This window comes from Halotolerantifilum yawarlongkerapense (assembly GCF_054506745.1).
In genome coordinates this window covers 732,947-747,412 of the sequence record NZ_CP199719.1, presented here as the reverse complement: position 1 = coordinate 747,412, position 14,466 = coordinate 732,947, and the positions used below count along the sequence as shown (strand labels likewise).

At 49.0% G+C, this 14,466-nt stretch carries 11 protein-coding genes; all 11 read left to right on the top strand.

Annotation, left to right across the window (positions count from 1 at the left end):
* The first annotated feature begins 23 nt into the window (after positions 1 to 23).
* The 11 genes from ACULM0_RS03620 (at position 24) to ACULM0_RS03570 (ending at position 14,424) form a co-directional block, all read left to right on the top strand.
* Entirely contained in the window at positions 24 to 533 is a 510-nt protein-coding gene (locus ACULM0_RS03620) for an AAA-type ATPase lid domain-containing protein (protein WP_463679105.1), read from the top strand.
* Positions 534 to 898: 365 nt separating this feature from the next.
* Complete coding sequence (locus tag ACULM0_RS03615) at positions 899 to 2,101, top strand: thiolase domain-containing protein (protein ID WP_463679104.1); 1,203 nt, start codon at positions 899 to 901, stop codon at positions 2,099 to 2,101.
* Complete coding sequence (locus ACULM0_RS03610; RefSeq protein ID WP_463679103.1) at positions 2,098 to 3,453, top strand: GntP family permease; 1,356 nt, start codon at positions 2,098 to 2,100, stop codon at positions 3,451 to 3,453. Before ACULM0_RS03615 ends, ACULM0_RS03610 begins: the two co-directional genes overlap by 4 nt.
* A gap of 100 nt (positions 3,454 to 3,553) precedes the next feature.
* Entirely contained in the window at positions 3,554 to 4,294 is a 741-nt protein-coding gene (gene fabG, locus ACULM0_RS03605; RefSeq protein WP_463679102.1) for a 3-oxoacyl-ACP reductase FabG, read from the top strand.
* A gap of 21 nt (positions 4,295 to 4,315) precedes the next feature.
* On the top strand, positions 4,316 to 5,926 hold the full coding sequence (locus ACULM0_RS03600; protein WP_463679101.1) for an acyl CoA:acetate/3-ketoacid CoA transferase: 1,611 nt from the start codon (positions 4,316 to 4,318) through the stop codon (positions 5,924 to 5,926).
* Positions 5,927 to 6,201: 275 nt separating this feature from the next.
* Positions 6,202 to 7,158: an agmatinase gene (locus ACULM0_RS03595; RefSeq protein ID WP_463679100.1), complete on the top strand. Its 957-nt coding sequence runs from the start codon at positions 6,202 to 6,204 to the stop codon at positions 7,156 to 7,158.
* 98 nt (positions 7,159 to 7,256) lie between these two features.
* The gene (locus ACULM0_RS03590) at positions 7,257 to 8,351 is read left to right on the top strand and encodes an Ldh family oxidoreductase (RefSeq protein WP_463679099.1); all 1,095 of its coding nucleotides are present in this window, start codon (positions 7,257 to 7,259) and stop codon (positions 8,349 to 8,351) included.
* Between the two features lie 315 nt (positions 8,352 to 8,666).
* Positions 8,667 to 10,097 carry a sodium:solute symporter family protein gene (locus ACULM0_RS03585; protein WP_463679098.1) on the top strand — a complete coding sequence of 477 codons (1,431 nt, stop codon included), beginning with the start codon at positions 8,667 to 8,669 and terminating at the stop codon, positions 10,095 to 10,097.
* Positions 10,078 to 11,676 (top strand): ATP-binding protein, encoded by a 1,599-nt coding sequence (locus ACULM0_RS03580; protein WP_463679097.1) that lies wholly within the window; start codon positions 10,078 to 10,080, stop codon positions 11,674 to 11,676. Before ACULM0_RS03585 ends, ACULM0_RS03580 begins: the two co-directional genes overlap by 20 nt.
* Complete coding sequence (locus ACULM0_RS03575) at positions 11,669 to 13,027, top strand: sigma-54-dependent transcriptional regulator (RefSeq protein WP_463679096.1); 1,359 nt, start codon at positions 11,669 to 11,671, stop codon at positions 13,025 to 13,027. The genes ACULM0_RS03580 and ACULM0_RS03575 overlap by 8 nt, the downstream gene beginning before the upstream one ends.
* A gap of 146 nt (positions 13,028 to 13,173) precedes the next feature.
* Positions 13,174 to 14,424, top strand: coding sequence for an Nramp family divalent metal transporter (locus ACULM0_RS03570; protein WP_463679095.1), 1,251 nt, complete (start codon positions 13,174 to 13,176; stop codon positions 14,422 to 14,424).
* Positions 14,425 to 14,466 lie beyond the last annotated feature (42 nt).

Below are 14,466 nucleotides of genomic sequence, written 5' to 3'. Positions count from 1 at the left end.
ATTATATTACAGGTTGGCACACTATGGATTTTTTATTGTTTCAATTTCATTTTACAATCAAGCTCTATTATCGTTTGAATGTGGTTCAGCTGAACATCCTACCCCTTAAAGAACGCAGGGAGGATATTCTCGAGTTTGTCCTCGCATTTGTCGATGAGTTCAACGAAGAGTACCATAGGAGAGTAAGCATCGGTGAGAAGACGAGCAATGTACTCATGAACTACGATTGGCCGGGCAATATCCGAGAGCTCAAAAATGTGATCAGCAACAGTTGCCACATGTTGGACGGTGATATCATCACCGTGGAAGACCTACCTTTTTACATTGTCAAGAGCCTGAGCAGTCGTGTGCGAGAACAGAGTGACAAGAAGTTAGAAGTGATGATTGATGATTTTGAAAAGGAAATGATCGTTAGCGAGTTGAAAAAAAACCAATTTAATTGTTCGCTCACAGCAAAAACGCTCGGTATTCACCGTTCAACGCTATATAAAAAGATGGAGAAACATCAGATTTCGATACAAGAAAAGCGATAAGGTTATTATCCTACAGAAGGTGTCGGGATTTCAAGACAGTGTCGGTCTATCGAGACAGAACACTTAGAACCATTGGCATAAGTCTTTCTCACATAGTTGAAAGGCAATCGTTTTCCCAAAGAGTGTCGCTATAATGCGACACTCTTTTTATGTTCATATGAAAGAAATGTGTATTTCCAAGGCTTGCAAGAGTTGGCATCTCATTTGCTCTTATAGCATATCACCCGGGTATTTTTGGAATTATCTTAATATTGTTAAAAACGATGATGTCTGTCAAGACGATGGACTAGAGTTCGAAAGAAGCACGAAGCAGAAACGTTGTGGTTCTTTTCGGCGAACCAGAGGAATCGAGAAGGGAAGGAATTATGTCAATAGGAGTTATCGGAACATATCATTCGAAATTTGGTAAGAGCGATCAGAGCATTTACCAGATGCTCGATCAAGCGGTAAGTGGGGCATTAAAAGATGCAGGAATCGGTGCTAAAAAGATCGGTGGGATATGGGTAGGAAACTACAGTGGTGGTGGTTTCAACAAACAGGAACACATCGCTCCACTGGCACTTAATGGAGATCCCGGTCTGAGATTCACACCGACAACACGCGTTGAGAATGCTTGTGCGTCAGGCTTCGCAGCGATTAGCCAGGCTAGAAATGCCATTCTAGCAGGGGAAGTAGACTATGCCCTGGTTGTTGGTATTGAGAAGATGACATCGTTAAAGACCAAAGGCGTCACCGAGGTCTTGGCCATGGCTTCTCATCAGACCGATGAAGCTCAAAAAGGATTCACTTTCCCTGGCCTATTCGCTGAGTTCGCAAAGGGATATATGGAAGAGTACGAGATTTCTGAAGAGGAACTGACGCACGCGTTGAGATGCATTGCATCGAAGAACTATAGAAATGCCCTGAAAAACGACTGTGCTCAAATGGCAAGAGAATGGACGGAAGAGGATATTGCCTCATTACCGGAAGAAAAGAACCCGATGATTGCTTATCCACTGAGATTGCACGACTGTTCATTGGTTTCTGACGGTGCGGCAGCAATCGTACTGACACGATCGGAAAATGTTGCGGCGCTCGGTCGGGACTATGTCGAAATGTTGGAACTTACCCATGTGACCGACTATTTAGAGATTGAGAAGCGAGCCAAATATGAGTTCACCGGTGCTATCAAAGCTGTTGATCGGTTGTACAAGAAAGTAGGGATCACGGTAGAAAATTTGGATTTTGTGGAAGTCCACGATTGTTTTACCATTGCCGAACTACTTGCCTACGAAGCCATCGGTTTGGCTAAGCCGGGTAAAGCATGCGATCTGTTGAAGGATCGTTCGGTGTACCCCGGTGGGAGATTACCCGTTAACGCATCGGGGGGTCTCAAGGCCAAAGGACACCCAGTAGGCGCCACAGGTGTTTCCATGGCTGTCCTCGCGACAAGACAATTATTAGGGAACCCGTTAGGTGAACGCGTAGAAAATGCAAAAATGGGTTTGACACTGAATTTAGGCGGGAGTGCTGTGAATAACTACGTGGCACTTTTCAAACTAAATGAGAACGGAGGGCATCAAGAATGATTTCAGGAATTCTTATGATAGTCGTTGCACTTGGCTTACTGATTTATCTGTCTTTTAGAGGTGTATCCATCTTAATCCTGGCGCCGGCATTGTCCATGCTATTAGTAGCTGTGACGGGTGATATGCCACTATTACACGCATTTACAGGTCCACTGATGGAGACAGCAGCTTCCTACATCAGAATACTATTCCCGATTTTTCTTACGGGAGCAATCTTCGGTAAGTTCATGGATGTGACGGGTGCAGCAAAATCAATTGCACATTGGATCGCAGGGAAGCTCGGCAAAAAGCGTGCTGTGACTGCCGTCGTACTCGCCACAGCAATCCTCACTTACGGTGGTGTGTCTCTCTTTGTTGTAGTATTTGTCGTCTATCCGTTGGGGATGGCGCTGTTCAAAGAAGCGGATATTCCCAAGAGGCTGTTGCCCGCATCTGTGGCCCTTGGTGCATTTACCTTCACGATGACAGCCTTGCCTGGCTCTCCCCAGGCTCTTAATGCGATGCCCACAGCAGCCCTGGGTACAGACATCTATGCGGCTCCGGTGCTGGGACTCATAGCAGCTGCGATTATGTTTTTATTGGGTAACATGTGGATCAACAAGCGAGCTGAGATGCTCAAGGCCCGAGGAGAGTTATACGGGAATCATGACGATCACACGCATGTGGTCGATGAGAAGTTACCTCCCATTAGCTTGTCCTTCTTACCGATCATCACAATCTTCGTGATCAATTTTTTCTTAGTAAACATCTACTTCAAGAAACCCTCTGTGATTGAGCATTATAATGATCTCGGTATGGGGATCAATGGCTTCTGGGCGGTCATCGTAGCTTTGGTCGTGGCAACAATTGTCATTGCAATCACATTGAGGGATTATGTGCCTAATCTCAATAAGACGTTAACCGATGGTGCAGTAAGTTCAGTGGTACCGCTATTTGCAATCGCAGCTGTCGTTGGTTTTGGTGGTGTTGTCCAGTCAACCGCTGGATTTGATGTCTTTAAAAATCTTGTGCTAGGCATGGATCTTCCGGGAATCTTCAAAGTCGGTGTGTCGACAAGTGCCGTCGCCGGTATCGTTGGTTCATCTTCGGGGGGTACGGGTATTGCCCTTACGGCTTTATCGCAGGATTTTCTCCAGATGGGTCTCAATCCCCAAGCGATTCACCGCGTTATGCTGGTGGCAGCGGGTGGACTTGATTCGTTACCGCACTCTGGGGCAATTGTTGTACTGCTCGGGATCATGGGGATTTCGCATAAAGATGGATACGCAGATATCGGGATGGTAACGGTTGTGCTACCGATTGTGGCAACGATCGTAATCATGATGACGTATGTCGTAACAGGAATCGTCTAGGTTAGAGCAAACACCAACCAGAGGGTGGAGTCAATACGCTTGATGTGATGAAAAATGTTATCGACTTGATATGAGACTAGAAGTTGAATAGGAGGCTACTATGAAACTAAAGAATAAGGTATGTATTATCACAGGTGCGGGCAAGGGTATTGGTGCTGCTGCGGCATCAAAATTTGCAGAAGAGGGTGCGGTTGTCGCTGTGTGCGATATCGACATGCAAGGGGTGCAGTCAGTTGTCACTGCGATTGAAGATGCGGGTGGTAGCGCCCATGGATTCAAAGTAGATGTCACGAAAACAGATGAAATCCAGGAAATGGTCGATGCGCTGATGGAAAAATACGGACGAATCGATGTGCTTGTCAATAATGCGGGAATCATCATGGATGCACAACTCCACAAAATGACGGAGAAGCAGTTCGATACAGTAGTAGATATCAATCTCAAGGGGACCTATAATTGCGCGAGAGCTGTGATCGAAATCATGCGGGAGCAAAAAAAGGGAGCCATCATCAACACCTCCTCGATTGTCGGAGTATATGGAAACTTCGGTCAAACGAATTACGCGGCGACAAAGTTTGGTGTCATCGGGTTTACGAAAACTTGGGCCAAGGAGCAGGGGCGTAAGGGTATTCGTACGAATGCTGTTTGTCCAGGTTTTATCGCGACATCGATTATTGATCCGATGCCAGCAGAGGTCATCAAATCGATGGAAGATAAAGTGCCTATGAAACGCCTGGGACAGCCCGAAGAGCTGGCGAATGTATACGCATTCTTAGCATCTGATGAGTCGAGTTATATGAATGGTGCTGTACTTGAAGTTAGCGGTGGGCTGATCATCTGATCGGCCTGATGATTAGAAAGGATGGAGACATTGAGTAATGTGATCTTTACTACAACTGCAGAAGCCGCTGCGATGATTCCAGATCGGGCTTCGATTGGAACGGTAGGCTTCCTATTGACTGGAGCACCGGAAGAAGTGCTTTTAGAAATTGAAAAGCGCTTCTTGGATTTGGGATCTCCCCGGGATATCCAACTGATGTGGGCCTCCGGAGTTGGTGATGGTCAACGTGCGCGCGGAATCAATCACTTGTGTCACGAAGGGTTATTGAAAAGAGTCATCGGTGGACATTACGGTTTGATCCCTCGGTTGGTTGACATGGTGAGCGAGAATAAAATTGAAGCTTACAACTTTCCACAGGGTGTACTGACCAACATGTTCAGGGATATGGCGGCGAATAGACCGGGTGTACTTACACATGTGGGTCTTGGTACATTCGTGGATCCAGATGTCGATGGTGGAAAGCTGAATGAAAAAACGACCGAGGAGTTGGTGCGAAAAATTAAAATTGAAGAGCAGGAGTACCTTCTCTATGAATCGCAGAAGATTGACGTTGCAATCATTCGGGGAACGGAAGCGGATGAAGATGGTAATATTGGCATCAGTAAAGAAGCGCTTCGTCTCGAACACCTGCCTGTGGCCATGGCGGCTCGAAACAATGGAGGCCTTGTAATTGTTCAAGTCGAACGCTTGGTCAAGCGCGGCACCATTGACCCCAAAAATGTGATTGTGCCTGGCGTGATGGTAGATGTGGTTGCTCTTGTGGAAGATGAAAAGAATCACATGCAGAACGCTGCGACCCAATTTGATATCAACTTCATTTCATCGAATGGGATCATTCCTGAAAAAGCAATAAAACCAACAAATATGAACGCCCGTAGGATTATCGCGAGGCGATCAGCAATGCAAGTGACGGCAGATAAAAGGGTATTGAACTACGGTATTGGTGTCCCGGAAAGTGTGGCGGATGTGCTCAAAGAAGAGGGGTTAGAGCATCATTTCATAGCAACGGTAGAACCGGGAATTTACGGTGGTTCAGCACAAGGTGGACTGAACTTCGGTAGCGCCTATGGACCGCAGGCGATTATCGATCACCCCTACCAGTTTGATTTTTACGATGGTGGAGGCATTGATTTGACTTTCCTCGGCATGGCCCAGTGTGATGCGAAGGGCAGTCTAAATGTATCCAAGTTCGGGCCCAAGATTGCGGGTTGCGGTGGTTTCATAGACATCTCCCAGAACGCCAAAGAGTGTGTTTTCTGTGGAACTTTCACTGCTGGTGGGCTCGAAACCCTTGTGGAAAACGGCAAACTGAGTATTGTAAAAGAAGGCAAAGTGAAGAAATTCATTGCACAATTGGAACACATCACCTTAAATGGCGAGGTCGAAGCTAGGAAGGATAAAAAGATATCCTTGGTCACCGAGCGCTGTGTGTTCGAAGTGAGGCCCGAAGGTCTCACGCTGACTGAAATTGCACCGGGAATTGATCTTGATCGAGATATCTTGTCGCAAATGGAGTTTGAACCAATTGTTGCAAAGGAACTAAAAACGATGGATGATAGGATCTTCAGAGACGAGCCGATGGGTTTAACGCTTGAGATGGAAACGGAGATCGACAAGCAAAACGTCGGTTGATTGTCGGCTTGTGCTAGATATCCTAATAGCTAGCGATGCATAGAACATCAAAAAGTGCCGGGAGTGTATCCCGGCACTTTTTGACCTCGGCAACCCATCCATAGAGTTCCACAATAGTGCTGGGATAAAAACACAATCGTTATTGTTTGTGAACCTGGGGTAGAATTGAAGTGACGATTAACGAAAATGCTCAAGGATGAGTCTTAAGACATATGAGGCTTGATTATAATCTTTGCTCTTCCCACTTCACTCGTTGGTATTAGAAAGGAGTCACCATGGATAACTTCAGCACAAAAAAGCCGGTGAACATGGCGCCCAGCGGCATCGCTACATTCGCAAAAACGGAACTCTGTACGGATGTGCACCGTGTCGATGCGGATATCGCGATCCTTGGTGCGCCCTTTGATATAGGCATCCAGGGAAAAACGGGAACGCGTCTGGGCCCAAGGGGAATCCGGGTCGCCTCCACTCGCTTTCGCTACAAATCCGGTGGGTCCTACGATCCCGAACGGGAAACAGCCTTTCTCGATGCGGACCGCTGGAAGATCGTGGACTGTGGCGATGTGGATTATGTGCCGGGGGATCTTGCCACCTCCCTGGATAACCTCACCGCGGCGATCTCACTCCTTCGCTCCCAGGGGGTCATGCCCGTTGTGTTGGGTGGAGACCACTCGATCACCTACCCGATCCTCCGGGGATTCGAGGGTTGCGAGGGGGTGCACATTATCCACTTTGACGCTCACCTGGACTGGACGAAAGAGATCGGCGGCCAAACCCTATCGAACGGGTCGCCCATGCGGAACTGCGCCGGCCTTGACCATGTGGCAGGCATTCTCACACTGGGCGTTCGCGGGATCGGCAGCAGCGGTCCAGAGGACTTCGCCGATGCCAAGGCCCATGGCACCAAGTTTTATTCACCCAAAGAAATCAGAAAGAGGGGGATCGATCAAATCTTGACTGATTTACCCCAAGGGGCCCAGGTCTACATCACCATCGATATCGATGCCATGGATGCCACCATGGTCCCGGGCACGGGATCCCCTATGTTTGGGGGCTTTGACTACGACGAAATGGTCGAGATGTTCGAAGCCATCTGCAAGCGCCACCCGGTAATCGGGATGGATCTTGCAGAAGTTTCTCCACCTTACGATGTGGCCGGGGATACCACCTCTTACCTAGCCGCCCGCCTCATTTCCGACCTGTTGGGTTTCGTGACGAAAGAACGGGAGTAAGGTCTCTTGGGTAGGCGCTGATTGTTGTCCTCTTGTCGGGGTAAAGGATTGACGAAAGCAACTGGTGTCATCAATCAGAGTACCCAAGACCAGGAGGCATGATCGACGTGAGAGTACCCTTTGATGTATTAGAACAGTTTATGAGAGATACCTTTGTGGTGGCCGGCGTACCGGAGGCCGACGCGGCCATCTGTGCCGATGTGCTGATTGAGTCGGACAAACGGGGGATCGATTCCCACGGGATCGGTCGACTCAAGCCCATTTATATCGACCGGATCCGCGGTGGGATCATCAACCCGGTGACCAAGATCGACGTGATCAAGGAAGGGCCGACCACTGCCGTTCTCGACGGCAACAACGGCATGGGTCAGGTGGTCTCGCGAAGGGCCATGGAAATGGCCATCGAAAAAGCGAAGACATTCGGTATGGGGATGGTGGCTGTGAGAAACTCCAATCACTACGGTATCGCAGGCTACTACGCTACCATGGCCACTGAGGCTGGGATGATCGGCCTGACGGGCACCAACGCCCGGCCATCCATCGCCCCGACCTTTGGCATCGAGAATATGCTGGGGACCAATCCCCTGACCTTTGGGATTCCCACGGATGAGGATTTTCCCTTTGTACTCGATTGTGCCACCTCGATCTCCCAGCGTGGGAAGATCGAAGTCTACCAGCGGGAAGGCAAGGAACTGCCCTCCGGTTGGGTGATCGGAAGCGACGGGAAACCGCGCACGGATACTGAACAAGTACTGAAGGACCTGGTTTCCGGCGGTGCAGCGCTAGCCCCCCTCGGGGGTATCGGCGAAGACTTGGGTGGCTACAAGGGCTACGGGTACGCCACCATCGTCGAAATCCTGTCCGCAGCCCTGCAAGGCGGCGCCTTCCTCAAGGCCCTCTCGGGCATGTCGGACGGGGAGAAAGTGCCCTACCGGCTGGGTCATTTCTTTATCGCCATTGATGTTGAGGCCTTTACAGAACTCGATGCCTTCAAGAAAACAACGGGCGAGATCCTGAGGGCCCTGCGGGCATCGGAAAAAGCACCGGGTGAAGAGCGCATCTATACAGCAGGAGAGAAGGAACATTTGGCTTATGTCGAACGAAGCGAGAAGGGGGTACCGATCAACGAGGCCCTCGAGAAGGACATCGAGGAGATCGGTCGCCTGTACGGAGTCAAGCTTGAGCATCATTGACCAATACCAATAGCAAGCAGTGGTGAGGACACGAAGAGCGGGTTTACCCCGCTCTTTTCTTGCGTCTGATGGACGGTATGGACACGCTGTGCGATTTCGAACACAATGGTCGTTTTCGCACTTGTTCACGGGCTTACCTTGTGCTCACTAGCCTCTCACGGCTACAATAGAAGAAACAATGCATCTGAATGTGAGGAGAGAGCCCAATGATCTTTGGAATCCCCATGGAAACAGCCCTTGTTGTTCTATTTTTCTTTATGTCGTCCATGGTCACCCCTTATATTCTCATGGTGGTTACAGAAAGAAGGAAACCACATGAATAAAGTGATGATCTACTTGATTTATTTTTCCATCTACTCCCTGGGCCTCATTTTCGTTGGAAAGGGAGGACTGAAGAAAACGGAGACCATCGAAGATTTTTTCATCGGGGGAACGGAAATCGGTCTTTGGGCATCCATTCTCACTTATACGGCCACCTGGTTTAGCGTGGCATCGATCCAGGGCTTCACAGGATCAGTGTATTCCTCTGGCTATGAAGTGATCCTTTACTCAGTGGTTGGTTGGTTTTTTGGTGCGGGCCTGTTGATTCTTCTGGTGGATCCACTGAAGGCCTACAACCTGGTCTCGATTCCCTCGTATTTCTACAAACGATATGATTCGAAGAACCTACAGATCTTTGGTGGCGTGGTTATGATCTTTTGTTATATCCTCTATATCATCATCCAGATCACCGGATTTGGATTCGTTATGACCAAGCTCCTGGCGATCGACTATAAAATTTCCTTACTGCTGATCTACCTGTTCATCGTATACACGACCTATGGGGGGTTTTTCTCTGTAGCCAAGACGGACGGATACAACATCATCATCACCATTGTTGGCGTGGCGATCACGAGCGTACTGGTCCTAAGCAGGTTCGATTCTTTCGAGATGATCAACGAGGCGGCAGCATCCATTAAGAATCCCGGTGGGTCGGTGGTCGAGATCAATGCAAGTTTCACGATGCTCTTTTCTACGGCTTTCGCATGGGGAATCGGTCTCTCTGCAAATCCCCAGTACCTGATTCGAATCTCCTCGGCTAAGGATGCATTAACGGCAAAGAAAATGATCGCCTATGCGACCTTTATTCTGGGTGCGATGTACTTGCTGTTGACGCTCATCGGAATAGGTGGTCGGGTACTACAGCCGGATCTCACGGCGGTTCAGTCTGTCGACGCCGTTTATGCCAACCTTATCAATGATACTATCTACACACCTTTTAGCGGTCTTATTCTCATCGGGATGGCGGCGGCTGCGATCTCAACGATCAACTCCCAGCTTCTTCTGATATCCAGCAGCCTCATGATCGACATTGTCTCGGCACTTGGTAAGAAGACTTATACAACAGAACGTGTTCTCGCCTATTCTCGCATGACCATCATTGTCGCCGCCACGATCAGCCTCTATTTATCCCTCTCGCCACCGGGGAGTCTTCTGATCTACGGCTCTTATGTGTGGGCGGTCTTTTCGGTGACGTTCTTCTTACCGCTCTACGGTGGCGTCTTCTGGAAGAGAGCGAATATCCACGGTGTGAAAGCTTCGATTATCTCAGGACTGCTGGTCATGGCTATCGCACTGTTGAGAAGTGGTCTGAGTACAGAAGTGAGGCTATGGCATCCGGTGATCCCCTCCTTCACCGTGGCCACGGTGTGCTTCGTTCTGTTCAGCCTGCGAGGGGAGAAGGTCAATGATCAGGCTGGATATTGAGAACCGGATACTGTTGCCACTATTGGTTTTGATCATCGTACCGATCATTAGTATCGGTGCACTTTCCTATAGAAATGCTTATGAAATGTCACTCGAGCGAGAATGGAACCATATGGATCAACTGCTTCTCTTGATCGATGCCGAGCAGCCTGAGGAAGAGCTCTTTGGCTATAGATTTGACTTGGTTGCCGAGCATCAGTTCGACCTTTCAGAAAATGAGGTCGGACACCTTCTCACCGATCAATTACTGATCAGTTACCGTTATCTGCCGGAGGAGAAGGGATATCTTACCCTGGCTTACGAAAGGGAAAAGCTAGCCAACAGCCTTTTTGATTTCCAGAAGAATTCCATTCTGGTTGCAATCGTCTCCATGCTGGTTTCTACTCAAATCATCATTATTCTGGCCAACTATATTTCGAATCCACTGCGCCGTATGCGTAGAACCTGTGAGACGATACAAAACGGTGGCTATGAAAAGATGACCATGACCCATCGCAAGGATGAGCTGGGCATCCTGGCCAATGCATTTAACAGTATGATGGAAACGATCGCGGAGAGCACGGAGGCAATCGAGTCTCTGCAGGCTTTGAATCAGAAGATTCTCGAGAATGCCCCCATAGCCTTGTTTTTGGTAGACCAGAAGGGGCTTTCTGCTCTGAATAAACGAGCAGAAAAATGGAAGGCTATGGAGCTGGTGGAAAGTCAATCTGGTAAAGAATTGAAGTTGTTTTTGAAAAGCGTTAAAGAGAATGAGGTCTATCGACTGAAAGATGCCCGAACAGGCAAGAACTATCACCTGGATCTCTCGAAAACTGACTTGCAAGAGGTCGGCGCCATCATCAGCCTACATGATATCACCAGACGTCGCATGCTCGAGAGTCAAGTGGAACAAATGGATAAACTGTCCTCACTCGGACGTCTTTCTGCAGGGCTTGCCCATGAGATTAGAAATCCCTTGACTGGAATCAGAGGCGGTATTCAGATTCTCTACAAGCGATACAACCACGATACGGCCTCCGCTGACATTTACCACATGCTGTTGTCTGAAATCGATCGGTTGAACCATCTGATCAACGAAATGCTCAACTATGCCAAACCATCGGTGGCCAATCAACGCATCTGTGACTTGGAAGAACAACTGATGAGCGCATTGCAACTGATGAAGGACTACTTCAAAGATGAGGGTGTGAGATGGTCGGTCGCTTCAGATCTAGAGCGTGGTCAGTGTTTACTCGATCCCAACCAGTTGAAGCAGATCTTGTTGAACCTATTTGAAAATGCCGTCCATGCCATGGAGAAGACAGAGAAGGAGCTCAAGATAGCCCTATACCATACGACCGACGGATCGGGTCAGCGATGGATCGTGTTACGGATACAGGATAGTGGTCGTGGCATCGCGAAAGAAGATATCAAGCATCTTTTCGATCCTTTCTTCACCCGGTTTGAAGAGGGCACAGGACTAGGCCTCTCGATCGTTCAGAAGCTAATGACAGAGAACAACGGTCAGATTGATTTCGAGAGCACCGAGGGTGTTGGGACAACCGTAACGTTATTATTTGAGGAGGCAAGACATGCGTAGCGTTTTAATCATAGATGACGAGGCCAGTATTCGTCTGGTCATAGGCGAAAGTTTAAGCGATGCAGGATACGAAGTCCTATCGGCGAAAAATGGTAGGGAGGCGAAACTGGCAAACCGCGAACAGGTACCACATGTGATTCTTCTGGATTTAAAACTGGGTCAAGAGGATGGACTTTCCTTAATCGATGAGCTCAGATCCTTCAATCCGAACGTTCAGATCATCGTACTCACCGCCCATGGCGATATCAAATCCGCTGTGACCGCGGTGAAGAAAGGTGTGTTTGATTTCCTCAACAAACCCTTTGATCTGGACGAACTCGAGATGACCATCCAAAAGGCTCTGGATATGAAGGTGCTGAAGAATAAAATCTATCTCCATGAGAAAGAAAAAGAGTTCAATCAGTTGGACTTCGTTGGATCTTCTGACCAGATGCTACGACTGATTTCACAACTCGCTAAGGTATCGGTGATGGAGGATGTGACCGTCTTGATCCGTGGTGAGTCCGGCACAGGGAAAGAACTGGCAGCAGAGTATATCTATAAGAACAGCCCGAGGATCAATAAACCGAATATCAAGATTAATTGTGCGGCCATGCCTGAGAATCTGGTGGAAAGTGAACTGTTTGGCTATGTGAAAGGTGCTTTTACCGGCGCCACGGGAGAGAAGGTCGGACTGCTGGAAGCGGCCGATGGGGGAACAATTTTTCTCGATGAAATCGGCGAACTCTCACCGGAGATCCAGGCCAAGTTATTGCGTGTACTTGAGTATAAGAAAGTCAAGCGTCTGGGGAGCGTCAAAGAATTTTCCATCGATGTACGGATCATCGCGGCGACCAATAAGAACCTCGAGGAAGCGATTAAGGTTGGAGAGTTCCGGGAAGATCTCTATTATCGGCTCAACGTCTTTCCCGTGGTGATGCCTCCGCTACGAGATCGGCCTGAGGATCTGGGCACATTGATCCGGCACTTCGTTGGCATCTACGCTCATAAATTCGGAAAAGAGATCTCGGTTTCCCGCGCTTTTATCGAGGCTGCTTCCACCTATCCATGGCCGGGGAATGTACGGGAACTTAAGAACGTGATCGAAAGACTGTGTATTCTATCCGATGACAAAGTGCTCCTCACTTCAGATTTCCATGTATTCGACAAACCCAGGGCATCGAGAGAGCCCATCGCCCCTCCCTCCATGGTCGAGGATGGATTTGACCTGGAGAAGGAACTCGAAAAAATCGAGAAGACTTATATTCTGAAAGCTCTTGAGCTTACGGATGGTAACATATCGAAAGCATCTGAGATGCTGCGGATTACTCGGTACACACTCATGAGACGGATGAGCAAATACAATATCTGATGATCGATAACGAACACCTGTGCATTTTCACACGGGTGTTTCGTGCGTTTTTGAACAAAAATGGTCTGAGAGCCTAAAAAAGAGGGGTTTAAGTTGGCACATGACTTGCGATAATAAAGAACTAGAAAATAGAAGGAGGAGTTCAAATGAGTGTTGAAGTAAAAAAGGAACAGGTCAAGAGTCGTGGGGGCATCATGGCGAAACTCAAGTCCATGGGACCGGCGGCAATCGTCACCGCTGCTTTCATCGGACCCGGGACGGTCACCACAGCATCCCTGGCGGGAGCACGGTATGGGTATGCGCTGTTATGGGCCATGGCTTTTTCTGTCTTTGCCACAATCGTGCTTCAGGAAATGGCCGCCAGACTAGGCATCGTGACGCGCCTGGGACTCGGAGAAGCGCTTCGTGAGCAATTCGAGAATCCTGTGTTGAAATACGCCAGCGTATTTCTCGTGATCGCTGCGATTGGAATCGGTTGTGCGGCCTACGAAACGGGGAACATTCTCGGCGGTGCACTGGGATTAGAAGCGATCACCGGAATCTCAATGAACATCTGGGGGCCCCTCATGGGTGCGGGCGCTTTTATCTTGTTGTTCTCAGGCAGTTATAGGATCGTGGAAAAATTCCTCGTGGGTCTGGTCGTTGCGATGAGCGCGATTTTCATTACCACCGCCATTATCGTCCGTCCCGATTTGGGGGCCATCATGGCCGGTTTTGTACCCTCAGTACCCAAGGGTGGGGCCCTTCTGGTCGTGGCACTGATCGGAACAACGGTTGTACCCTACAACTTATTTCTTCACGCCTCGGCGGTTCAGGAGCGCTGGAGTGATGCCAGTGGCATCAAAGATTCAAAAATTGATATTATCTTTTCTATCGTCCTGGGGGGTCTGATCTCCATGGCGGTGATCGTCACGGCATCGGCAGCATTCTTCGGTTCGGGTATCGCAATTGGAAATGCTGGTGAAATGGCGACTCAGCTTGAACCCTTGCTCGGTTCTTGGGCGAAAAATATCTTTGCATTCGGACTCTTCAGCGCAGGACTTTCCTCAGCGATCACGGCACCCCTGGCTGCAGCCTATGCCACTTCCGGTGCACTGGGATGGGAAAAGGATATGAAGAGCAAGAGATTCAGAGCCATCTGGATGGTCGTTCTGGGCGTCGGTATCGTGTTTTCCGGTCTGGGGCTCAAACCGTTGAGCGCCATTATCTTTGCACAGGCTGCTAACGGGATCCTGCTACCGATTATCGCGATCTTCCTACTCTATGTCATGAACAATAAGAAAAGACTTCAGACTTACGTGAACACCCCCCTTACCAATGTCTTGGGTGGGGTCGTCGTCCTCGTCGCGATTGTTCTCGGCGCACGGAGTTTACTCATGGTCATGGGGATTCTATAAGGGTGGCTTAGGCCACCTTTTCCTTGCTGGAGGGAGGAGCAG

What these genes read in the sequence shown, in the direction of transcription:
- ACULM0_RS03620 (WP_463679105.1), top strand. Translation starts at nt 24, where the DNA reads ATGGATTTTTTATTGTTTCAATTTCATTTTACAATCAAGCTCTATTAT.
- ACULM0_RS03615 (WP_463679104.1), top strand. Translation starts at nt 899, where the DNA reads ATGTCAATAGGAGTTATCGGAACATATCATTCGAAATTTGGTAAGAGC.
- ACULM0_RS03610 (WP_463679103.1), top strand. Translation starts at nt 2,098, where the DNA reads ATGATTTCAGGAATTCTTATGATAGTCGTTGCACTTGGCTTACTGATT.
- fabG (WP_463679102.1), top strand. Translation starts at nt 3,554, where the DNA reads ATGAAACTAAAGAATAAGGTATGTATTATCACAGGTGCGGGCAAGGGT.
- ACULM0_RS03600 (WP_463679101.1), top strand. Translation starts at nt 4,316, where the DNA reads ATGGAGACATTGAGTAATGTGATCTTTACTACAACTGCAGAAGCCGCT.
- ACULM0_RS03595 (WP_463679100.1), top strand. Translation starts at nt 6,202, where the DNA reads ATGGATAACTTCAGCACAAAAAAGCCGGTGAACATGGCGCCCAGCGGC.
- ACULM0_RS03590 (WP_463679099.1), top strand. Translation starts at nt 7,257, where the DNA reads ATGATCGACGTGAGAGTACCCTTTGATGTATTAGAACAGTTTATGAGA.
- ACULM0_RS03585 (WP_463679098.1), top strand. Translation starts at nt 8,667, where the DNA reads ATGAATAAAGTGATGATCTACTTGATTTATTTTTCCATCTACTCCCTG.
- ACULM0_RS03580 (WP_463679097.1), top strand. Translation starts at nt 10,078, where the DNA reads ATGATCAGGCTGGATATTGAGAACCGGATACTGTTGCCACTATTGGTT.
- ACULM0_RS03575 (WP_463679096.1), top strand. Translation starts at nt 11,669, where the DNA reads ATGCGTAGCGTTTTAATCATAGATGACGAGGCCAGTATTCGTCTGGTC.
- ACULM0_RS03570 (WP_463679095.1), top strand. Translation starts at nt 13,174, where the DNA reads ATGAGTGTTGAAGTAAAAAAGGAACAGGTCAAGAGTCGTGGGGGCATC.